The sequence below is a fragment of the Kosakonia sp. WA-90 genome, assembly GCF_039871955.1.
In the GTDB taxonomy this organism is placed as follows: Bacteria; Pseudomonadota; Gammaproteobacteria; order Enterobacterales; family Enterobacteriaceae; genus Kosakonia; species Kosakonia oryzendophytica.
Window position 1 is genome coordinate 585,253 of sequence record NZ_JBDPLJ010000001.1, and the last position, 20,418, is coordinate 605,670.

Here is a 20,418-nt window from a genome sequence, read left to right on the forward strand (position 1 = left end):
AAACGCACCAGCGTAAAGCAAAACAGGGCCGAAGGCCCTGTTTTGATGCATAGATTGCACTGTTAAGGTGCACAATCAGAAACGGTAGGTCACCCCTGTGGATAACAGCCCCGCCCAGGACTTATCCACCATCGGGCTGTCTTTGATTTCATCAGACAGATGTGTGTAGCGCCCGGTACCGTACACGCTCCAGCTATCAGAGAGCCGGTAGCTCACGCTCAGCTCCAGATAAGGGCTCCAGCCATTGTCCGGATCGTAGCTGTTCAGACCGCTACGGCGCGCTTCGGCGCGGGAAACACCGTAGTAATATTCATTCTGTTTGTCACTCGCCCATTCCACACCAATACCCGGCGTTAACGTCAGATCGCCATTGGTGTAACGGTAGAGCCACGCCGCATCCCAAATGATACCGTTGCTATTATCCAGCGTATCACCGGCAAGCGTCGTGCGCAGGAAACCATACGGCGTATTGTGGATATAAGAGAGCCCCGCCATTACCGTGGCTTTACGGCTGTCCAGTTGACGCAATTGATTGTTATCGCTGTTTTTCGGCTTGAAGCGCCACGGGGAGTAAAACGCGGTGATGGAGAGTTTGTCGGCGTCGTCATTCCACAGGTAATAACCGCCGCCCAAACCGCGGAACCAGAAATTATCACTCTCATAGGTGATAACGGGGACCGGGAGAACCTCTCTGTCGTACTGTTTGTACGGGGATTCAACCACCCCAACCCCTGCGCCAAGGGAAAAGGTATTTTCTGCGTTAGCGGCAAATGCGGCGCTTGCAGTCAGCACGCCCAATGCCAGGAGTTTGATTTTGGTCACAGTCCTTCCTTTCCTGTCGTCAAATAATTGCGTGAGAAGTTTAACCGCGCTGCACATCGACCCCAAATTTTTTTACCTAAACATTACAAAACTAAACTCACTACTCTGCGGTCATTAAATGACAGGCAGCTTGCAATTATATGACCAGCAGAAGACACCGCCACTTGACGCTTATCTCAAAAGCAGTTTTTTTTGGATGAGTTATTGATATGTCATTGAAATTGTTTTTTGACGGCATGCAAGTTTTGCAAAGCCATCTACGCTTAATTTAAGAAGACGTTTTTCCTGACACGCACCTGGTTAATGACTGGCAACCTGGCATAAGGGTTGCTGTATGACATTCAGCGTCGTTCAGTTAACGCTTCCGGGAGCCTCTACTACTCATATGAACGGCTCTTAACCTGTGCTAAAAAACGAAAGGACGGCATGCCATGAATATATTCGATCACTATCGCCAGCGCTATGAAGCTGCCAAGGACGAAGAGTTCACACTGCAGGAGTTTCTTGCAATATGTAAGCAAGATCGCAGTGCCTATGCTAACGCGGCAGAGAGGCTATTGATGGCCATTGGTGAGCCAGTGATGGTTGACACTGCCCAGGAGCCACGGCTTTCCCGTCTCTTTTCGAACCGGGTAATTGGACGCTACCCGGCGTTTGAAGAGTTCTATGGAATGGAAGAGGCCATTGAGCAAATCGTTTCTTATCTCAAGCATGCTGCACAGGGACTGGAAGAGAAGAAACAGATCCTTTATTTACTTGGCCCGGTGGGTGGGGGTAAATCGTCACTGGCTGAGCGCCTGAAATCGCTGATGCAACGGGTGCCTATTTACGTGCTGAGCGCAAATGGCGAGCGCAGCCCGGTCAACGACCATCCTCTGTGCCTGTTTAACCCCCAGGAAGACGCGCAGATCCTGGAAAAAGAGTACAACGTTCCACGGCGCTATTTAGGCACCATCATGTCGCCGTGGGCGGCAAAACGTCTGCATGACTTTGGTGGTGACATCAGTAAATTCCGGGTGGTTAAAGTGTGGCCGTCGGTTCTGGAGCAGATAGCGATTGCGAAAACGGAACCCGGTGACGAAAACAACCAGGACATTTCCGCGCTGGTGGGTAAAGTGGATATCCGCAAACTGGAAAACCACGCGCAAAACGATCCTGACGCCTACGGTTACTCCGGTGCATTGTGCCGCGCCAACCAGGGGATCATGGAATTCGTCGAAATGTTTAAAGCGCCTATCAAGGTGCTACACCCGCTGCTGACCGCCACGCAGGAGGGGAACTATAACGGGACCGAAGGGATTTCCGCCCTGCCCTTTAACGGCATCATTCTTGCCCACTCGAACGAATCAGAATGGGTACAGTTCCGTAATAACAAAAACAATGAGGCCTTCCTTGACCGTGTTTATATCGTCAAAGTGCCTTATTGCCTGCGCATCTCGGAAGAGATCAAAATTTACGAAAAACTGCTCAATCACAGTGAGCTGTCTCATGCGCCCTGCGCACCGGGCACACTGGAAACACTGGCGCGCTTCTCGATTCTGTCGCGTTTGAAAGAGCCGGAAAACTCCAGTGTCTACTCCAAAATGCGCGTCTATGACGGTGAAAGCCTGAAAGACACCGACCCGAAAGCGAAGTCTTACCAGGAATACCGCGACTACGCCGGTGTGGATGAAGGGATGAACGGTCTGTCGACGCGTTTCGCCTTTAAAATCCTCTCCCGCGTTTTCAACTTCGACCATGTCGAAGTCGCGGCAAACCCGGTGCACCTGTTCTATGTGCTGGAGCAGCAGATTGAGCGCGAACAGTTCCCACAAGAGCTGGCGGAACGTTACCTGGAGTTCCTGAAAGGCTATCTGATCCCGAAATACGCCGAGTTCATCGGCAAAGAGATCCAGACTGCGTACCTGGAGTCCTATTCCGAATACGGGCAGAACATCTTTGATCGTTATGTCACCTATGCGGACTTCTGGATCCAGGATCAGGAGTACCGCGATCCGGATACCGGTCAGCTCTTTGACCGCGAAGCATTGAACGCGGAACTGGAAAAAATCGAGAAGCCCGCCGGGATCAGTAACCCGAAAGACTTCCGTAATGAAATCGTCAATTTCGTGCTGCGCGCTCGCGCCAACAACAGTGGCCGCAACCCGAACTGGACCAGTTACGAAAAACTGCGCACGGTTATCGAGAAAAAAATGTTCTCGAATACCGAAGAGTTGTTGCCGGTGATTTCGTTCAACGCCAAAACCTCAACCGACGAGCAGAAAAAACATGACGACTTTGTCGATCGTATGATGGAGAAAGGCTACACCCGTAAGCAGGTTCGCCTGCTGTGCGAATGGTATCTGCGTGTACGTAAATCATCATAACAACGCACAGGCCGCGTCACGGGCGCGGCCTGGCAGCAAAGTTGGCATACGCAGCGGGAGGGAACTATGACCTGGTTCATTGACCGGCGTCTGAACGGCAAAAATAAAAGCACGGTTAACCGCCAGCGATTTTTACGCCGTTATAAAGCGCAAATAAAACAGTCGATTTCCGAGGCGATCAACAAGCGCTCGGTGACCGATGTGGAGAATGGCGAATCCGTCTCCATCCCGACGGAGGATATCAGCGAACCGATGTTTCATCAGGGGCGCGGTGGTTTGCGCCATCGTGTACATCCGGGTAACGATCATTTTGTTCAAAACGACCGTATCGAACGCCCGCAGGGCGGCGGTGGCGGTGGTGGCAGCGGTCAGGGTGAAGCCAGCCAGGACGGTGAAGGACAGGATGAATTTGTTTTCCAGATCTCTAAAGATGAGTACCTCGATTTGCTGTTTGAGGATCTGGCGCTGCCGAACCTGAAAAAAAATCAGCAACGGCAGCTTAATGAATTTAAAACCCACCGTGCCGGCTATACCGCTAACGGTGTACCGGCGAATATCAGCGTGGTGCGTTCGCTACAGAACTCCCTCGCACGCCGCACGGCCATGACGGCCGGTAAACGCCGCGAACTGCGAGAACTGGAAGAGAGTCTGGATACGGTTGCCAAAAGCGAACCGGCACAACTGCTTGAAGAGGAACGATTACGCAAAGAGATTGCGGAACTGCGCGCGAAGATCGAGCGTGTGCCGTTTATCGACACCTTTGACTTACGCTATAAAAATTACGAAAAACGCCCTGAGCCCTCCAGCCAGGCTGTCATGTTCTGCCTGATGGACGTGTCCGGATCCATGGATCAGGCGACGAAAGATATGGCCAAACGGTTTTATATTCTGCTCTATCTGTTCCTGAGCCGGACATATAAAAACGTTGAAGTGGTCTATATCCGCCACCATACGCAGGCGAAAGAAGTGGATGAGCACGAGTTCTTCTACTCACAGGAAACCGGCGGCACGATTGTCTCCAGCGCCCTGAAGTTGATGGATGAAGTGGTCAAAGATCGTTACGACCCGGCGCAGTGGAATATTTATGCGGCGCAGGCGTCAGACGGTGATAACTGGGCGGATGACTCGCCGCTGTGTCACGAAATCCTGGCGAAGAAAATTCTGCCTGTGGTGCGTTACTACAGCTATATCGAGATCACGCGCCGTGCACACCAGACGCTATGGCGCGAGTACGAACATCTGCAAACGATGTTCGATAACTTCGCCATCCAGCATATCCGTGATCAGGAAGATATTTATCCGGTCTTCCGCGAGTTGTTCCACAAACAGAGCGCTACCTCAGGTAATTAAACCATAGAAATCAGCCAGTTAAGCTATTTTTTCTGGCTGATTTTTTCATTTTGAGCGTGAAGAAATTTCAAATAAGATCAGAAGCTTATGTCGGGTTTTGGGGAATGCTTTTCCGATATAAACAAGGGATTTTAAATCAGCCGCGTTGTCCCACATAAGCAATAAGTTAGTTTCACTTTTCATCATACCAATTCAAAAACCACACTCGTCCATTCAACGGCGTGCAGTTCCTTCTGGATGAATATTACGATGGTTTTTAAGTTAAAATGTGGCACTGCAATGTCCGCTATGCGCGAAGAGCGGACATGCTTCGCTGTCCGCTCCTCAGGATATTTATCGTGCTGGCCTCAGCAGCCCAAAGTAGATTTCACGATGTTATCCGCCGCCCAGAAGCCCGCCAGGCTCTACAGCCTATGGGATCCTGTTTTATGCCCGGTTTTATTTTCAATGCCTCAGGCCATTTTTTCCCATGACGTCGGTCTTTCATCCAGTTCAACTTCCAGCGTTTCAAGGAAGCGTGCCGTCATCATGTAATGCCCGATCAACAGCGTGATTTCGGCTATTTCCTCCTCGCTGCAATAACACCTGAGCGCATGAAATACCACGCCCGTCACTTTGACATGCTTCACACATTCGTCGGTAAAACGGACCACTGCCTGTGTTTTACCGTCCAGTTTCTGAATATCGCCATCTTCAATGGCGTCGATATCGCTTTCACGCCAGCCGCTCTGTCTGGCTATTTCGACGTGCTGCATACGCTCATACGCGCTGTGGCTGAGCGCGGCGACCCGTAAAATCACCAACTCTCTGTCTTTGGCGCAAAGATGCCCCTGTCGGAATGAGGCGCCTAGCGTCAGATAGCCGTCCGTACACGCGCCGGTGCGCAATAAGGCGCGAGTGAGGTTGGCAGGGAAAAGCTGATAGAGATCCTGTTGTTCAGGCGTGAGGGAATCGACTTCGGGTAGGATAATACGTGCCATGATTGTGCCCCTTTTTGAGGGAAAGACTGGCGATGGCCAGTCTTTCGGCCTTTATTCTTTAAACGCTTGTTCCAGATGCTGACTCAGTCTTTCTTCAAGCTGGCGTACGCTATCGATGCCTACAGCAGAAAAGAGCTTTTCCTCTTGCTCAAGCAGTCGCTTCTGCGGGATCACCTCTTTGCCGAAACGAAGGATGGCCTGATTTTCCTCATCAAATTTCGGCCAGAGATCTTCGCCCCCATGCCGAATAAAGGCGGCATAGTAGTTCCCCATGGCCCCGGCACTGTGTTTGAGTTCATCGATATCGATCCCATCGAATGCAGGCCATTGCGACAGCCGCTCCGGGTCGTAATTACGCCACAAAAACGGCATATCGCCAGTGTGGACCGCCCGTAGCTCTCCACCCCACCCAGGGAGATCGTAGCTGAACTGGAAAAGCCAGGTCGGCACACCTAACCGGGTAAAGTGTCTGGCTATTTTCAATGATGAAAACTTAAAGAACTCAAAAGACATAATGTCGGAGAGAATATGTCCCGGCTCCCGATGTTCCGGATAGAGTTCTGTATACCCTTCGTACAGTTGCTGAGCGCCGTCACTGCCATAAATCGGCGTCAGGACGTCGAGAACATCCTGTACACCGCCATGACGTAGGGTTTCGGTATGACCGCGGAAAAACTGCCATTCATCTTTGGCGAAACCAATCATCAGCTCGTTGACCGTATCGGCAGCCGCGTGGCTGGAGAGATATTCAGCAGGGTGTTGCGGGATCCATTCGCCGTCAACCACGCCACCCAGAGGGCGCCAGGCGATATTTTTGTCCGGATGGAAAAAGCGCGTTAAGACATTCTGCACCGCCAGAAAGTGTTCGGGATCGATGTCGGCGAGCGCTTCAGGGGACGAGATATCCAGTAAGGAGAGATATTTCTCCGCCACCCGGACCGCCTGCCCCTGATTTTGGGTACACCAGACATTGAAAGGAGATAATGACTGGATAATGGCCCGACGGAAAAATTTCCGGGCTGGCGCATAAGTCAGCAGATGCGAGACGGCGGTCGCGCCGCAGGATTCGCCGCCAATAGTGACATTATCTGGATCTCCTCCGAACGCGGCGATATTCTCATGCACCCATTGCAAGGCGGCGAGTTGATCTTTCAAACCCAGGTTGATGGCTTCGGGAAACGCATCGCTGATTAAACCAAAATGCACCCAGCCCAGCGCCCCCAAACGGTAATTGGGCCGGACGACAATGATATTTTCCTGCCGGGCAAGATTGGCGCCGTCTTCCAGATGAAACGATCCCGAACTGACCGCGTTGGCGCCGCCGTGATAATACACGTAGACCGGTAATTTTTTCCCGCCTGCATTCTCCGGGACCCAGACATCAAGGTACAGACAGTCTTCGCTGATATTTTCGTGATGGTAGGTTTTCCCCACGTAAGCGGGCCAGGCAGGAACGCCCGGCACGCCGGGGTCGATGCGCTTAACCTGCGCCATGACGGCGTGCGTGTTGTTCAGGTTCATCTGAAAGGACGCCGGTCCTGAAGCCATTGCGTTTCTGATCCCCTCCCAGGGAGAAAGGGGCTGTGGGTTGCGAAACCGTAGTGAACCGACCGGGGGTCGGGCGTAAGGGATGCCGCGGAAAATATCCAGCGCGTTTTCGTGCAGCCCCTGAATCCGGCCTTGCCGGGTAGTGACGATGGGTGAACGGATTTCTGTATGCATGGAACACCTCTGTTTTCGATGATGGCGATCTCTCGCCAGTGTCGGCTTGAGCGTGATGAAGAGAGTGAAGGGTTATTCATCGACCAGTGCGATGGTTCTGGACCAGCCAGCCGAGGCCCGATGGACTTTTATCGGCAGGCTGATGACCGTAAATCCGTCATCCGGTAATGAATCCAGCGCGGAGAGTTTTTCAATCTGGCAGTAGGGCGTTTCTTTTCCGGCATAGTGTCCTTCCCAGATCAGGGAGGAATCGCCTGTTTGCTGATAACGCGCACGGGTATAAGCGAACGGCGCATCCCAACTCCAGGCGTCGGTGCCAACCAGACGTACGCCTTTTTGCGTCAGATAAAGCGTGCCGCTTCGCCCCACGCCGCAGCCGCGTTCAAGGTAATCCTCACGGCCGTAGCGATCGCCAGCCGCCGTGTTGATCAAAACGATGTCTCCCGCAGAGAGGGTATGGCCGATGCGGGCGAATTCTTTATCCAGATCCGCCGGACCAATGACATAGCCGTCGGGGTACTGGCGAAAATCGAGCTTTACCCCCGGACCGATACACCAGCTCAGGGGGATTTCATCAATGGTCAGAGATCGACCGCCATCCTTCATGTGGGAATGGTAGTGCCATGGCGCATCCATATGAGTGCCGGCGTGGGTGCTCATGTTGACGAACTCCACCGCCCAGCCCTCTTTTTCCGGCAAGTCGTCCGGACTGAGCCCCGGAAACATCGCGGCAAGCTGAAGCGCCCCTGCCGCATGGCTATGGTAATCGATGGAAGGTAAAAACGGCGGCGGATCGGAGGGGATGCCGTTTTGCAGACTGACGGAAAGATCGATGATGCGCTGTTTCATTACTGCTCTCCATTTCTAACCAGAACACCCCAACAGGAGACGAAATGCGGTGGCGCTATTGGATTATCCCCTGTTTAGTTCTATAGTTGCACTCCGCAGTGCAACCGCCAATGCACTGCACTGTGCAGTGCATTTCATAAAAAGTCAAAGACAATGGTGAAAAAAAACACAATGGCAACACCGTCTGCTGAAAAAATTCTGGATTCGGCCATGAATGTCCTGCTGACGCAGGGCTACGACGCGGCAAGCATGGATGACATCGCTGCGAGCGCCGGGGTATCCCGCCGCACCTTGTTCAATCAGTTTTCAACGAAGGAAGTGTTGTTCGAAAAGGCTATTGAGTATTTCTGGTCGCGTTTACCCGTTGTACAACTCTCTACTACGCAGGAAGCCTTGGCCGATCCGCAAACGGGATTGATGCAAATTGGCCTGGCCATCGCGGATTTCTGGGCAGCGGATACCTCCATAAAACTCGCCCGAATGATTGTTCGCGAGAGCGAACGTTTTCCCTCTCTGGCCAAAAACTATCTGGAGTTAGGTAAAGTGCCCGCCCTGGGTTCGCTCATTCGTTACCTTGCCCAGCAGAACGCCGCCGGTCATCTGAAAATGGAAGATACGGATCTGGCAGCCCGCCAGTTCGTAGGAATGATTAATGAGCCTCTGGTGTGGTTTCGTGTGTTAGGACTTAAGGATGAAGCGAATATCACTCAACGCGAGCGGGTGGTACAGGAAGCGGTCAGGACGTTTTTAAGCCGCTATGCTTAAGCCACACGCCGCTTATCTTTATCTATCTACGGAGAGCGGACACGCAGTTATGCTCCCGGTTCAGGTAGTGAGCCCCTGTTCGCTAAGCGGGTTCACTCCTTTCAAGCTAAGTTTGTTATGACCAACCCATTACTTTAATAGAAGCAGACATGTTCAATGTCCGCTCCTGGTACAAAGCGGCTTTTAAGATATGGGACTCTGACATGAGGTGTCAGAGGTCGGAGGTTCAAATCCTCTCGTGCCGACCAAAATTCCCCGAAAACCAGCCACTTGAGACTGTTTTTTTATATCTGCGATTTTGGAAAGGTTAAATGAAGGTAAAACCCCTGACGAATTAAACCACCCAATTATCCTTTCTACCCGGTTAATAATGTGTACGTCAGCACGCCGAAAACCGATACGTCGTTCAGCGTTTTCCCCTTAAGGCCTCTCTGTCATCGGTAATAAGGCCTATCCATTTCGCAAACTGACTGTGGTCGTCATACAGTACCAGCACCTTGTCTCCGTCGTCTGGTTGTCGTGTAAGCATCCCGCACAACCGGCCCTTTCCACCTCCCCCCGATCCGCACTGTTTTGTGACCAGTTTCACAACGCCCCCGATCTATGGGTCTAAAGCATGAATTGCCGTGCAAAATCGCAGCTATTTCCCGACTTGCGCAAAAATTAATGTGGCACATTTTAATCATTGCAAATCGTGGCGCAGACTGGCGCAGCGATGACTGAACAGAGACAGGGTGAAAGAGAATGCTTGATCTGGAGGACTTGAAGGTCTTCATACAAGACGCAGAAATGAAACTTTTCATTGACAGCATCTGGGATACGCTCGGTGAAACATTCACCCAGACACAGTTGATTCTGCCGCCGGAAATGGCCATGCCCCGTCGGGAACTGTCGTTCCATGACCATGTGAAACTGCTGGGTTATCTGTGCTGGTTAATCACTAACTCCGGCGCGGAAGGCGACATCATCGAAATCGGCGTCTGGAAAGGCAAGTCCAGCGCGTTTATGAATGAGATCTGCAACCGGCAACGTCGCATCATCAGTATCGACCCGATGGAACTGACCAACCAGCCTCTGGAGCTGGGCTTCTATCACAAACATATCTTCCCGGAGGTCAATTTAGTCCGCGGTTACTCCGAGCGAAGCATTGAGCGCGTACTGGAATTCGCGCCAAAAACCGTTTTGCTGCATATTGATGGTGGTCACCTCAAGCAGCATGTGCTGGTGGATTTTCTGCTCTACTCCCCCACTGTCGTCAGCGGCGGATTCATCGTGTTCGATGACTATCGCGACCACAGATACTCTCCGGAAGTCGGCCCCGCGGTTGATCTGCTGCGTGCAGGTGGTTTCTTTAACGGGTTCGATGTTATTGGTAGCGTTCCGGGTTTTGAAAACAGCTACCTTTTGCAGAAAAAATAAACAGTACACACAAAGCGTTGTTTGTAGTGCTTGTATTTTTTGCCGCCTGAACAGGCGGCTTTTTTATTCTCATCATCCGTTGCGTGGATTATCCTTGATGTTCTTCAACTCTGTCGGGAGACATTCATGTCTGAGATTGCCAGCCGTAACGTCCACCAGCATTTGCTGACCCTCCTTGAACAACACAACGCGCGTTTTCATGTAGTGGAACACGACGCTGTCGGCAAATGCGAAGCAGTCAGTGAAATTCGCGGGACAGCACTGGGCCAGGGCGCTAAGGCGCTGGTATGCAAAATCAAAGGAAACGGCGTCAAAAAACATGTTCTGGCGATACTCGCCGCGGATCTTCAGGCCGATCTCTCCCGCCTGGCGCAGCACTTTGGCGGACTGAAAGCCTCCCTGGCAAGCCCGGCGGAAGTGGACGAATTAACCGCCTGCGTATTCGGCGCGATCCCCCCCTTCAGCTTTCATCCGGCACTGCAACTGGTTGCAGACCCGATCCTGTTTCAGCGTTTTGACGACATTGCCTTTAACGCCGGACTACTGGAAAAATCCGTCATTCTGAATACCCAGGATTATCTGCGTATTGCTCAGCCAGAACTGGTGGATTTTCGCCACGTCTGACACCCGTCGTGCACGGCGACCATCCTCATCCATGCAATTAAGCAGTAAGGTTCCGTTTCTGGCAACTGCCTGAATTTCATCTGCCGACAGAAAATTGTCTGTTTCATCACGCATTTGCGCGTAGAGTAAACAGGTTTCATTTTTGGCAAGGAACCTCTGTATGTTTGATACCACGCTGTTTATTTTGCTCGCACTCGCGGCGCTCGGTTTTGTCAGTCATAACACCACGGTCGCCGTTTCTATTCTCGTGCTGATTATTGTGCGCATCACGCCACTCAACGCCTTTTTCCCGTGGATTGAAAAACAGGGACTGACGATCGGCATCATCATCCTGACCATTGGCGTGATGGCACCGATAGCCAGCGGAACGCTGCCACCATCGACGCTGCTGCACTCCTTTGTTAACTGGAAATCGCTTATCGCGATTGCCGTTGGCGTGTTTGTTTCCTGGCTTGGCGGGCGTGGCGTCACGCTGATGAGTTCACAGCCGTCGCTGGTGGCGGGATTACTGGTGGGGACTGTATTAGGTGTGGCCCTGTTCCGTGGGGTGCCGGTCGGGCCACTGATTGCAGCGGGTCTGGTGTCGTTGCTAATTGGCCGGCAGTGACGCGCGCCGTTGCCCGCGTTTAACGGCACACTCCAGCGCGCTACACAGCAGGTAATACACCAGACCGGTAAAAATAAATAACGCGGCTGGATACACCTGCACCCGGTTATTCACCTGCCCTGCGACGGTGGTTAACTCCGGTACATTAACTATAAACGCCAGCGAGGTGTCTTTCAGCAGGGCTATCAGCAACCCGACGTAAGACGGCAGTGCATTACGTAGCGCCTGCGGCAACAACACCAGCCGCAAAATCGCGATACTGCCAAACCCGCTGCTGAGCGCCGCTTCATATTGCCCTTTCGGCAACGCACCCAACGCCGCCAGCGTGGAGTACATCACCGAGGCGGAGGTAAACCACGCCAGCGCCAGCGTCACGGTCACCGCCCCCGGTAAATCAGCGCCGGTCAACCACGGTAACAAGAACCACAGCCAGAAGATGACAAAGATCAGCGGAATACCGCGGATCAGCTCCGCCCACAGGAACAATATCTTGCGCGGCCAGCCGGGGAAACGCCATGCGAAACACGCCAACAACATGCCACCGGGGAAAGCCAGCAGCGCCGCGCCAGCGGTCATCAGCAACGAGAGCAATACGCCGCCCACCTCGCCTTGCGCCGCGCGCCCCCACAGTAAATAGTCGAGGTTTTCGGCAATCACCGACATGTTAGCAATCACGGCGCACCTCCGCTGTACGTTGCCGCATGCGCCAGCTTCGCGGCACATTGAACAGTAAACTCATGGCCAGGCCCAACACCAGATAGAGCGCGCTACCAATGGCAAATGCCTCCAGCGCATGGGCGTTGTAGCTTTCAATTTGCCGGGTCTGATAGGTCAGCTCGGCAAAGCCAATCCCGGTCGCCAGCGACGAGAGTTTCATCAGATTAAGATACTGTCCGACTACAGGTTGCCAGGCGTTGTGCAACCCCTGCGGCAGCAGCACCCAGCGAAACAGCGCCAGATTGCTGAAGCCCTGTGATTGCGCGGCTTCAACCTGCCCACGCGGCACCGCCAGCAACCCCGCTTGGATCTCCTCCACCAGAAACGCGGCGGTAAACAAACCCAGCGCCCATGCCGACGAAAGAAACTCCGGCGTCAACCACCAGACATCACCCGGCAGGATACTGAATGCATGATCATCATTCACATACTGACGAAAACTCTGCGGCAACAGGTTCCATGCGGCGAAATACCAGAACAGCAGTTGCACCAGCAGCGGCGTATTACGAAACAGCGACACCCACACCGCTACCGCGCCACGCCCCACCGTTCCCCCCGCCAACCGCAGCGCCAGCAGCAGTACCGTGAGCAAGGTTGCCAGCGCCATACCGGCGATGGTCACCCAGACGGTGGTCAGAAAACCGGAGGTGATCCATTGTGCGGGTTGCCCGGTCAGCACACCCGCCCAGTCAAGGTGCAACCCCATCACAACTCCTTGCTATCGGCATGCAGTGGATTGAGTACTTTCTGCAAAAAGCGTTGTGCACGGGGATGCTGCGGTGCAGAGAAAAATTGCGCCGGGGTCGCCTGCTCAAGGATTTCACCACCGTCGATAAAGATCACCCGGTCGGCAATTTCACGGGCAAACTGCATTTCATGCGTCACCACGATGAGGGTTATGCCGCTGTGCGCCAGCGATTTCATCACCTGAAGCACCTCGCCAATCATTTCCGGATCCAGCGCCGAGGTAGGCTCGTCAAACAGAATGATATGCGGATCCGCCGCCAGTGTACGGGCAATGGCTACCCGCTGCTGCTGGCCGCCGGACAACTGCGCAGGATAGTGGCGGGCTTTATCCTCTAGCCCGACGCGCGCCAGCAATGCCATCGCGATATCCCGCGCCTGGGCTTCCGTTTTGCCATGAATGCGCCGCAGCGCGAGGGTGATATTGTCCAGCGCGTTAAGGTGTGCATAAAGATTGAATTGCTGGAAGACGAAGCCAACGTGGCGACGCAGTTCGCGCAACCCCTTCCCTGTTAGCTGGCTGGTCGGCTGCCCATCAACGTAGATCTCGCCGCCGCTGAGGGTTTCCAGTTGGTTAATCAGCCGGATAAGTGTGGACTTGCCTGACCCGGAAGGTCCGCACACCGCCAGCACTTCGCCTGCGGCAACCTGCAAGTCAATATTATTTAATACTGTATTACCGCCATAGCGTTTACTCACGCGGCGAAATGCAACCGTGCCTTTTTCCACGGGCAACACCTCCGTGGCCGTAGCCACAGAGGCGGAGAACAGACCTGCCAACATATTACTTCGCTTCTATCGTAAAGCTGCGCGGAGCCGGGGTTTTGGTTTGCGGACCAAACCAGGTATCGTAGATTTTCGCGGCTTCACCGGTTTTCTCAAGGTTAACCAGTTCATCGTTCACCGCTTTCAGCAACGCGGGTTCACCTTTGCTGACGCCCACACCAATCTCTTCTTTCGACAGCAGGTCCGGCAGGATTTTAAATTTGGCCTTGTCCGGCGCTTCCGCCAGCAAACCGGCAAGAATAGTGCTGTCCTGGGTGATCGCCTGCACGTTGCCGTTACGCAGTGCGGTTAAAGCCAGTGGAATATCGTCATACGCCAGCACGCGGGATTGCGGGAAACGCTGATGCAGCGCCTGCTCGCCAGTCGTGCCTTTCACCGCGCCAATACGTGCTTTGCTGTACGCATCCAGTTTGTCTGCTGCTGTAGCGGGTACCAGGAACTGCTGCCCGGTAACAAAATAGGGCGTTGAAAAGTCGATTACCTGCGCACGTTCAGGCGTGATGGTGATATCCGCAACAATCAGATCCACTTTGCCGGATTGCAACAGCGGAATACGGTTCGCCGGATTGGTCGCCACCAGTTGCAGTTTTACGCCGAGGCTTTTTGCCAGCGCTTTCGCGAAGTCCACATCATAACCGACAATATCGTGAGTTTTCGGGTCGATAGCACCAAACGGCGGGTTCGCATCGAAGGTGGCGATTTTAACCACGCCTGCGGCTTTGATATCGGCCAGTTTGTCCGCATGCGCGGAAAAAGAGAGTGCTGAAAGCAGCGCCAGTGCGCTAAATGCACCGATTTTTGTTGTGTGTAATGAGGTTGCCATGCTGATCCTTTCGCCCTGTTATCGTGTTGATTTCAGCGCTAAATTCACATAACCCCCTTCATCAGACAAATATCAAAAAGTGCATTGATTATCTGAAAAAGTTATTAAAACTATTTTGCCCATACTAATAGCTTATCTTTTATCGCCTGCCAGCATAAACCTGTCTAACCCACACAAAAATAAAGGAATAAGCAGCAGAAAATGTTACGCACCACCCACGCCGCTCAGGTAACGGCCAGGCGTCTGTCCGAGCCCTTTTTTAAACATGGTGATAAATGCCGTTGTCGAGTCATACCCTAACGTGTGGGCTATCTGCTGTACCGACTGGCCGCCAATCAGCAAGCGCAGCGCAAGGATCAGCTGCATTTGATGCCGCCAGCGACGAAAGCTTAAGCCTGTCTCTTTCACCACCAACCGCGCCAGATTGCGCTCACTCATGGCAAACGTCTGAGCCCACTGCGCCAGGGTTTGTCTGCCAGCTGGATCGGCTTCCATGCTCTCCACCATCTGATAAATCTTCGGGTGCGACGACACCGGCAACTGTAGTTGCATTTGCGGTTGTTCTGGCAATTCATCAAACAGCACCTGCACCAGCCGTTGCGTGGCAGGCTGCCGCCGCTGCGCAGGCGAACGTGACGCCAGGGCGACAATAAGCTCACGCACCAGCGAAGACGTTTTTAATGTACAGCAGTGCTGCGGCATCACCACCGACCAGGGTTCGATAAACAAAAAATAGAGTTGCGCCCCCGGCGTGGCGTGATTGCTGTGGGGGACAAGGCCCGGTAACCACATCGCATGGTGCGGCGGCACCATCCAGCGAGCATGCTCAACTTCACAGGTGATCGCCCCTTTCAGCGCCAGAATCAACTGCCCTTTGCGATGACAGTGCGCCGGGATCCGCTGCTCATCTTCATTGACGGTAATGCTGAATGCCACCGCCGCCTCCTGCTGGCTATCAGGATCGTAACCACCAAGGCCGAGTCCGTGCATCAATTTGTCCGAATTTAGCGATAAACTGTCATTTTAGCTTGATTCAAACAGGAGAAAAAATCGTTATCGTAACCCTCTGTTTTTCATTCTGAGAACCCAATGACCACTTCTCTTCTTTCCCGTGGCAAACAAGGCACCCTGCTGATTGCCGGGATCCTGATGATTGCGACCACACTCCGCGTCACCTTTACCGGCGCGGCCCCGTTACTGGACGTCATTCGTGCAGAGTATGGACTCACCACGGCACAGACCGGTCTGCTCACCACCCTACCGCTGTTGGCCTTTGCGCTGGTATCGCCGCTGGCGGCCGGCGTCGCCCGCCGTTTTGGTATGGAACGCAGCCTGTTTGCCGCGCTGGTGTTGATTAGTGCCGGGATTGCCCTTCGCTCGCTCCCCTCGGCCACGCTGTTGTTTGTTGGCACCGCGATTATTGGTTGCGGAATCGCGTTGGGAAACGTGCTGTTGCCGGGGATTATCAAGCGTGATTTTGCCGGGCATGTTGCAAAACTCACCGGCGCGTATTCCCTGACCATGGGCGGTGCCGCCGCACTGGGTTCCGCCGCCGTCGTGCCACTGGCGGAACAGGGCGCAGGTTGGCAAGGCGCATTGCTGGCATTGATGATATTTCCGTTGCTGGCGATGGTGCTCTGGTTACCCGGATTGCGCCATGGCGCTGCCGCCAACTTGAGCCGTTCCAGCGCATTGTACAGCCGTGGGATCTGGCGTTCGGCGCTGGCGTGGCAACTTACGCTGTTTCTGGGGATCAACTCGTTAATTTATTACATCGTGATTGGCTGGTTACCGTCGATCCTGACCACGCTGGGCTTCAGCGAGATGCAGGCGGGTTCACTACACGGTATTTTGCAGTTAGCCACAGCCGCTCCCGGCTTGCTGGTGCCGTTGATCCTGCCTCGCCTGAACGATCAACGCGGGATTGCCGCACTGGTCGCGTTGATGTGTGCCGCCGGTTCACTGGGATTGTGGCTATTGCCCGACCATGCGGCCCTGTGGGTTGTGGTGTTTGGCTTTGGTTCCGGTGCCACGATGATCCTGGGACTGACGTTTATCGGCCTGCGCGCCCACTCTGCGCACCAGGCCGCCGCCCTTTCCGGGATGGCGCAAGCAGTCGGGTATTTGCTGGCTGCCTGCGGGCCGCCATTAATGGGGAAAATCCATGATGCCAGTGGCGACTGGCATATTCCGCTGCTGCTCTGCGCACTGTTATCCGTGGTGATGGCAGTGTGCGGCGCGCTGGCCGGTCGTGATAAAGCAGGGGTTAATCCGTAACGCCACACATAAAAAAACAGGCCCGCAGGCCTGTTCTTCTTATTCGCACGCCGCGCGTAGCATTGCCTGTACGAGCGGTACCGGTCGCCCGGCAAGCGCAGCGCGTTCATGCTGGAACAGTGTCGCGACATAGAACGGGTGCGTCACCAGCTCCACCGCGCGGATTTCCCCCTCTTCATCCCACCCGGTCACCCGCAGGTTGCCGCTTTCCAGTTCGTGGGCAAATTCCGGTGATACACCAAAATTGCACCGGTAGGCCTCTTCAATCATCTCGCGACCATAAGCACGGGCAATCAGCGTATTGGGCCGCAGTTCAATGGTGCCAGTCTGGTCCACCAGCGCGCAACTGAGCGCGGAGATAACCATCCGGCCTTCGTGATCGGTCTCTGCATGCGCCGCATCCCCCCAGCCCAATACATTGCGGGCGTACTCAATCACCGCATGCTGGAAACCGCCGCAGGTAGCGAGGAACGGAATGGCATTTTCCCGCGCAAACTGGATGGCAAGAAACGCGCCACGGGCATTTTTATAAGGACTTCCAGGGACAACCCAGATGGCATCATAGCCTACCAGATCTTCGTAACTGGTAATTTCACTGGTCGGAAGCCAGTCGTAATCTGCGGTGATCTCCAGCACGGCGGCGGCATCGTCAATTGCCAATGGGATGGCCTGGTGCGCGACAATGTCATGGTTATAGTCGCCAATTAACGCGATGCGGAGTGTTTTCTTCGGAGGGATATGCTGCATGAAAGTGTCCTTATGCCGGAGCCAATAACGAGTAACATAAGGAATATCACATTAGCCGTCTTTTAATGTCATCACAACACCTTAAAATCGGCAGGCCTGTTATCGCATCGGATATAAAAAATCGGATTTACCGGAGTTAATCACAGTGGCGGAACCCGTGCAGCAGACTAAAATCCTCGTCAGTGCCTGTCTGATGGGCTTTAAAGTGCGTTACAACGGCAGTGAAAAAGCGGCATTACAGGAGACGTTGCAGCGCTGGCAGCAAGAAAACAGGCTGATCATCCACTGCCCTGAGCTGGCCGCAGGTCTGGCGGTTCCGCGACAACCGGCGGAAATCGTCAGCGGCAACGGTGCCGATGTCATGCGCGGCAGCGCACGGATCCTCGAAAATAGCGGTCACGATGTGACGGCACATTACCAACTGGCGGCATGGCTGGCGCTACAGGCCGCACAACATGCACGCTGCAGCGCTGCGCTGCTGACCGATGGCAGTCCCACCTGCGGCAGCCAGTTCATTTATGACGGCACCTTCAGCGGCACTCGGCAACCCGGAATGGGTGTGGCTGCTGCGCTACTTGAGCAACATGGCATCCGCGTTTTTTCCGCAGAGCAATTACCGGCGCTGGTCGCCTGGGTTAACGAAAGGGAGAAAAGTCAGTGATCCAATGCAAACGCGTGTATGACGCCGCATCCGACAGTGATGGTTACCGGGTACTGGTCGACAGACTGTGGCCGCGAGGCGTGAAAAAAACAGACCTGCCCTATGATGAGTGGAATAAGGATCTGGCCCCATCGACCGCGCTACGCAAAGCTTTACACGGCGAAGCCATCGATTTTGCCGCCTTCAGTGAAAGCTATCATCAGGAGCTGGCCGCGCACCAGGATGAAGGGAAACAGCTGGCAGCGCGGGGTAAAAAAAGCACTGTCACGCTGTTATACGCGGCGAAGGACACGCAGCAAAACCACGCCGAAGTTCTGGCAACGTGGTTGCGTTCGCTGGTTTAGTCGATAACGCGCTCCAGCACGTCCTGCGGCTGACTGTCAGGCATGAGCGGCATCAGGTGTTCTGCGCGAACAAACGCAAAACCGTGCTGGCCATCAAACGCGGTCACATTACCGATCACCAGCCACAGCGCACGGGTGGCGTTGCGCGGCAATTCGGTCATCACCCCATTGACCGGGTTCAACATGCGTTCACCCGGCTGACACAATCCGAACAATTCAACTGATTTACCGATATTGCCCCGTCCGTTGGCAGTTTGGGCACCGATCACCATTGCCAGGCAGCCCGGTCGTAACTGGAACATACTTCTCTCACGTATTCGCTGGAAAATAAGATAATTCTTAATTGAAGTGTACCCTGGCAAGACGGTTAGTGTCACGATCCGGATGGCAGCCCATTGCGCCTCCCCCCTGCCCACCCCCGTTTTTTCCTGAAATGACCTCGCCACAGACCGACTGAGAAAAAAGATGGCATGCGGCATCTTCATGATTTCTCCATTGTTACTGCACTTTTATCCCCTATAGTGGGCCCTGTTCTCACCCATGACCAGAGAACATCATTCCGTAATCAATGAGTTTTTTGCCCCGCTTCATCAACGGGGCTTTTTTTCGCTCTCTTCCGGTTTGAATGATCCTCTACCCTGATGTATACAAAAATAACCCGCTTCATGGTTTAATACCGCGCACTCGGAATATCCTGTATCAATGTGTACGGCGGGTTTGTACACAGGAGCCCAACGTCATGTCAGATTTTATTCTTGCTCGCGTTTCAGAGACCCTTTCGAAAACGCAATCGCTGGAAAGCCTGGTTCACCAGTTGCTGGAAATGCTTGAAATGGTGACAGAGATGGAATCGACTTACCTGACCAAAATTGACAATGACGCCCGCCTGCAACACATTGTTTATTCACGTAATACGAAACAACTCACTATCCCGGAAGGCTTCTCCCTGCCGTGGGGTGACAGTTTATGTAAGCGCGCACTGGATGACGGCTGCCCGTTCAGCAATGATGTGGCAACGATGTGGGGAGATTGCGAAGCGGCGAAAGCCCTTGGCATCACCACCTATTTAAGTACGCCGGTGCAACTGGCAGACGGCTCGCTGTATGGCACATTGTGCGCCGCCAGTAACGCAAAGAAGTCGCTCAGCGTGCGTGGCGAACAAGTGTTGCATCTGTTCGCCGGTCTGATTGCGCGCACCATTGAAAAAGAGCATCTGGTCAATCAACTGCGTGAAGCCAATGCCGCGTTAATTGCTCACTCGTATACCGATGCATTGACCGGTTTACCGAATCGACGGGCCATTTTTGATAACCTGTCAGCACTGTTTTCACAGGCCCGCAACCGCAATCACTACATCATTATTGCGTTTATCGATCTTGATAATTTTAAAGTTATTAACGATCAGCTCGGCCACGAAGCAGGCGATCAGTTCTTGATCGAAGTGGGACAGCGAATTGCGCAGGAAGGCGATAACAACGCTATTGCCGGTCGACTCGGCGGCGATGAGTTCCTGATAGCCTGCCTTGGCGGTCCACTCGATGAGCCACAAAAACTTCACCTCGCATCGTTGAAAAAGAGTCTGGATAAGTCGATTAGCGGGCAATATGTGCTGGGGAAAATTCACATTTTCTACCCAGGAGCCAGCATTGGCGTGATTGAAATCAACCCGAATCTTACGGATGAAGATGGTGCGTTGCGTGCGGCTGATGAAGTGATGTATCAGGTAAAAAATAACAAAGAAAAAAAACCTTTTCAGCGCCTCGATTAAGCAGATCCTGGGGCGTGAATGGCTTGAGAAAAATCTCATTTTCTTCT

The 20,418-nt window shown here is 53.6% G+C and carries 21 protein-coding genes; 10 read left to right on the forward strand and 11 right to left on the reverse strand.

Going from position 1 to position 20,418, the window contains the following annotated elements:
- Positions 1 to 75 precede the first annotated feature (75 nt).
- Positions 76 to 822 (reverse strand): MipA/OmpV family protein, encoded by a 747-nt coding sequence (locus tag ABGA49_RS02620; RefSeq protein ID WP_061495011.1) that lies wholly within the window; start codon positions 820 to 822, stop codon positions 76 to 78.
- Positions 823 to 1,253: 431 nt separating this feature from the next.
- Here ABGA49_RS02620 and yeaG point away from each other — a divergent pair, with 431 nt between their 5' ends.
- Together yeaG and ABGA49_RS02630 are read left to right on the forward strand one after the other, a co-directional pair.
- The gene (gene yeaG / locus ABGA49_RS02625; RefSeq protein WP_061495010.1) at positions 1,254 to 3,188 is read left to right on the forward strand and encodes a protein kinase YeaG; all 1,935 of its coding nucleotides are present in this window, start codon (positions 1,254 to 1,256) and stop codon (positions 3,186 to 3,188) included.
- Positions 3,189 to 3,254: 66 nt separating this feature from the next.
- Positions 3,255 to 4,538 (forward strand): YeaH/YhbH family protein, encoded by a 1,284-nt coding sequence (locus ABGA49_RS02630; RefSeq protein ID WP_061495008.1) that lies wholly within the window; start codon positions 3,255 to 3,257, stop codon positions 4,536 to 4,538.
- Positions 4,539 to 4,990: 452 nt separating this feature from the next.
- Here the strand turns inward: ABGA49_RS02630 and ABGA49_RS02635 are convergent, their stop codons facing one another.
- The 3 genes from ABGA49_RS02635 to ABGA49_RS02645 all read right to left on the reverse strand — a co-directional run bounded on the left by ABGA49_RS02635 (position 4,991) and on the right by ABGA49_RS02645 (position 8,089).
- Positions 4,991 to 5,518 carry a carboxymuconolactone decarboxylase family protein gene (locus ABGA49_RS02635; protein ID WP_088236920.1) on the reverse strand — a complete coding sequence of 176 codons (528 nt, stop codon included), beginning with the start codon at positions 5,516 to 5,518 and terminating at the stop codon, positions 4,991 to 4,993.
- Positions 5,519 to 5,569: 51 nt separating this feature from the next.
- A complete protein-coding gene (locus ABGA49_RS02640) occupies positions 5,570 to 7,240 on the reverse strand; it encodes a carboxylesterase family protein (protein ID WP_347665091.1) in 1,671 nt (556 codons plus the stop codon).
- A gap of 72 nt (positions 7,241 to 7,312) precedes the next feature.
- The gene (locus ABGA49_RS02645) at positions 7,313 to 8,089 is read right to left on the reverse strand and encodes a cyclase family protein (RefSeq protein ID WP_347665092.1); all 777 of its coding nucleotides are present in this window, start codon (positions 8,087 to 8,089) and stop codon (positions 7,313 to 7,315) included.
- A 171-nt stretch (positions 8,090 to 8,260) separates the two neighbouring features.
- Here ABGA49_RS02645 and ABGA49_RS02650 point away from each other — a divergent pair, with 171 nt between their 5' ends.
- The 4 genes from ABGA49_RS02650 (at position 8,261) to ABGA49_RS02665 (ending at position 11,504) form a co-directional block, all read left to right on the forward strand.
- Positions 8,261 to 8,854, forward strand: a complete 594-nt coding sequence (locus ABGA49_RS02650; RefSeq protein WP_167352664.1) for a TetR/AcrR family transcriptional regulator — start codon at positions 8,261 to 8,263, stop codon at positions 8,852 to 8,854.
- A gap of 789 nt (positions 8,855 to 9,643) precedes the next feature.
- Positions 9,644 to 10,273: a class I SAM-dependent methyltransferase gene (locus ABGA49_RS02655; RefSeq protein WP_245191444.1), complete on the forward strand. Its 630-nt coding sequence runs from the start codon at positions 9,644 to 9,646 to the stop codon at positions 10,271 to 10,273.
- Positions 10,274 to 10,399: 126 nt separating this feature from the next.
- The gene (locus tag ABGA49_RS02660; RefSeq protein ID WP_061494995.1) at positions 10,400 to 10,897 is read left to right on the forward strand and encodes a YbaK/prolyl-tRNA synthetase associated domain-containing protein; all 498 of its coding nucleotides are present in this window, start codon (positions 10,400 to 10,402) and stop codon (positions 10,895 to 10,897) included.
- Between the two features lie 160 nt (positions 10,898 to 11,057).
- Positions 11,058 to 11,504 (forward strand): DUF441 domain-containing protein, encoded by a 447-nt coding sequence (locus ABGA49_RS02665; RefSeq protein ID WP_088236923.1) that lies wholly within the window; start codon positions 11,058 to 11,060, stop codon positions 11,502 to 11,504.
- Here ABGA49_RS02665 and ABGA49_RS02670 read toward each other — a convergent pair.
- The 5 genes from ABGA49_RS02670 to ABGA49_RS02690 all read right to left on the reverse strand — a co-directional run bounded on the left by ABGA49_RS02670 (position 11,487) and on the right by ABGA49_RS02690 (position 15,564).
- Positions 11,487 to 12,179, reverse strand: a complete 693-nt coding sequence (locus ABGA49_RS02670; RefSeq protein ID WP_061494993.1) for an ABC transporter permease subunit — start codon at positions 12,177 to 12,179, stop codon at positions 11,487 to 11,489. The two genes, ABGA49_RS02665 and ABGA49_RS02670, sit on opposite strands and share 18 nt — an antisense overlap.
- Positions 12,169 to 12,927, reverse strand: coding sequence for an amino acid ABC transporter permease (locus ABGA49_RS02675; RefSeq protein WP_347665093.1), 759 nt, complete (start codon positions 12,925 to 12,927; stop codon positions 12,169 to 12,171). The genes ABGA49_RS02670 and ABGA49_RS02675 overlap by 11 nt, the downstream gene beginning before the upstream one ends.
- The gene (locus tag ABGA49_RS02680; protein WP_088236925.1) at positions 12,927 to 13,748 is read right to left on the reverse strand and encodes an amino acid ABC transporter ATP-binding protein; all 822 of its coding nucleotides are present in this window, start codon (positions 13,746 to 13,748) and stop codon (positions 12,927 to 12,929) included. Before ABGA49_RS02680 ends, ABGA49_RS02675 begins: the two co-directional genes overlap by 1 nt.
- Position 13,749: 1 nt before the next feature.
- Positions 13,750 to 14,574 carry an ABC transporter substrate-binding protein gene (locus tag ABGA49_RS02685; RefSeq protein ID WP_061494987.1) on the reverse strand — a complete coding sequence of 275 codons (825 nt, stop codon included), beginning with the start codon at positions 14,572 to 14,574 and terminating at the stop codon, positions 13,750 to 13,752.
- 204 nt (positions 14,575 to 14,778) lie between these two features.
- The gene (locus ABGA49_RS02690; RefSeq protein ID WP_061494985.1) at positions 14,779 to 15,564 is read right to left on the reverse strand and encodes a helix-turn-helix transcriptional regulator; all 786 of its coding nucleotides are present in this window, start codon (positions 15,562 to 15,564) and stop codon (positions 14,779 to 14,781) included.
- A 99-nt stretch (positions 15,565 to 15,663) separates the two neighbouring features.
- Here ABGA49_RS02690 and ABGA49_RS02695 point away from each other — a divergent pair, with 99 nt between their 5' ends.
- Complete coding sequence (locus tag ABGA49_RS02695; protein WP_088236926.1) at positions 15,664 to 16,851, forward strand: CynX/NimT family MFS transporter; 1,188 nt, start codon at positions 15,664 to 15,666, stop codon at positions 16,849 to 16,851.
- A gap of 39 nt (positions 16,852 to 16,890) precedes the next feature.
- Here the strand turns inward: ABGA49_RS02695 and ABGA49_RS02700 are convergent, their stop codons facing one another.
- On the reverse strand, positions 16,891 to 17,598 hold the full coding sequence (locus ABGA49_RS02700; RefSeq protein ID WP_061494981.1) for a CTP synthase: 708 nt from the start codon (positions 17,596 to 17,598) through the stop codon (positions 16,891 to 16,893).
- A gap of 145 nt (positions 17,599 to 17,743) precedes the next feature.
- Between ABGA49_RS02700 and ABGA49_RS02705 the strand changes: the two genes are divergently transcribed.
- Both ABGA49_RS02705 and ABGA49_RS02710 read left to right on the forward strand, forming a co-directional pair.
- Positions 17,744 to 18,259, forward strand: a complete 516-nt coding sequence (locus tag ABGA49_RS02705; RefSeq protein ID WP_347665094.1) for a DUF523 domain-containing protein — start codon at positions 17,744 to 17,746, stop codon at positions 18,257 to 18,259.
- Positions 18,256 to 18,603, forward strand: a complete 348-nt coding sequence (locus ABGA49_RS02710; RefSeq protein ID WP_061494979.1) for a DUF488 domain-containing protein — start codon at positions 18,256 to 18,258, stop codon at positions 18,601 to 18,603. Before ABGA49_RS02705 ends, ABGA49_RS02710 begins: the two co-directional genes overlap by 4 nt.
- Here ABGA49_RS02710 and ABGA49_RS02715 read toward each other — a convergent pair.
- Entirely contained in the window at positions 18,600 to 18,905 is a 306-nt protein-coding gene (locus ABGA49_RS02715; RefSeq protein WP_061494977.1) for a hypothetical protein, read from the reverse strand. The two genes, ABGA49_RS02710 and ABGA49_RS02715, sit on opposite strands and share 4 nt — an antisense overlap.
- Positions 18,906 to 19,342: 437 nt before the next feature.
- Between ABGA49_RS02715 and ABGA49_RS02720 the strand changes: the two genes are divergently transcribed.
- On the forward strand, positions 19,343 to 20,371 hold the full coding sequence (locus tag ABGA49_RS02720) for a sensor domain-containing diguanylate cyclase (protein ID WP_347665095.1): 1,029 nt from the start codon (positions 19,343 to 19,345) through the stop codon (positions 20,369 to 20,371).
- Positions 20,372 to 20,418: the final 47 nt, after the last annotated feature.

Excerpts from the sequence above, each read along its gene's own strand:
- ABGA49_RS02700 (WP_061494981.1), bottom strand. The coding sequence starts at position 17,598 with ATGCAGCATATCCCTCCGAAGAAAACACTCCGCATCGCGTTAATTGGC.
- ABGA49_RS02680 (WP_088236925.1), bottom strand. The coding sequence starts at position 13,748 with ATGTTGGCAGGTCTGTTCTCCGCCTCTGTGGCTACGGCCACGGAGGTG.
- ABGA49_RS02690 (WP_061494985.1), bottom strand. The coding sequence starts at position 15,564 with ATGCACGGACTCGGCCTTGGTGGTTACGATCCTGATAGCCAGCAGGAG.
- ABGA49_RS02640 (WP_347665091.1), bottom strand. The coding sequence starts at position 7,240 with ATGCATACAGAAATCCGTTCACCCATCGTCACTACCCGGCAAGGCCGG.
- ABGA49_RS02660 (WP_061494995.1), top strand. The coding sequence starts at position 10,400 with ATGTCTGAGATTGCCAGCCGTAACGTCCACCAGCATTTGCTGACCCTC.
- ABGA49_RS02665 (WP_088236923.1), top strand. The coding sequence starts at position 11,058 with ATGTTTGATACCACGCTGTTTATTTTGCTCGCACTCGCGGCGCTCGGT.
- yeaG (WP_061495010.1), top strand. The coding sequence starts at position 1,254 with ATGAATATATTCGATCACTATCGCCAGCGCTATGAAGCTGCCAAGGAC.
- ABGA49_RS02645 (WP_347665092.1), bottom strand. The coding sequence starts at position 8,089 with ATGAAACAGCGCATCATCGATCTTTCCGTCAGTCTGCAAAACGGCATC.
- ABGA49_RS02630 (WP_061495008.1), top strand. The coding sequence starts at position 3,255 with ATGACCTGGTTCATTGACCGGCGTCTGAACGGCAAAAATAAAAGCACG.
- ABGA49_RS02695 (WP_088236926.1), top strand. The coding sequence starts at position 15,664 with ATGACCACTTCTCTTCTTTCCCGTGGCAAACAAGGCACCCTGCTGATT.
- ABGA49_RS02650 (WP_167352664.1), top strand. The coding sequence starts at position 8,261 with ATGGCAACACCGTCTGCTGAAAAAATTCTGGATTCGGCCATGAATGTC.
- ABGA49_RS02655 (WP_245191444.1), top strand. The coding sequence starts at position 9,644 with ATGAAACTTTTCATTGACAGCATCTGGGATACGCTCGGTGAAACATTC.
- ABGA49_RS02685 (WP_061494987.1), bottom strand. The coding sequence starts at position 14,574 with ATGGCAACCTCATTACACACAACAAAAATCGGTGCATTTAGCGCACTG.
- ABGA49_RS02720 (WP_347665095.1), top strand. The coding sequence starts at position 19,343 with ATGTCAGATTTTATTCTTGCTCGCGTTTCAGAGACCCTTTCGAAAACG.
- ABGA49_RS02675 (WP_347665093.1), bottom strand. The coding sequence starts at position 12,927 with ATGGGGTTGCACCTTGACTGGGCGGGTGTGCTGACCGGGCAACCCGCA.
- ABGA49_RS02635 (WP_088236920.1), bottom strand. The coding sequence starts at position 5,518 with ATGGCACGTATTATCCTACCCGAAGTCGATTCCCTCACGCCTGAACAA.
- ABGA49_RS02715 (WP_061494977.1), bottom strand. The coding sequence starts at position 18,905 with ATGTTCCAGTTACGACCGGGCTGCCTGGCAATGGTGATCGGTGCCCAA.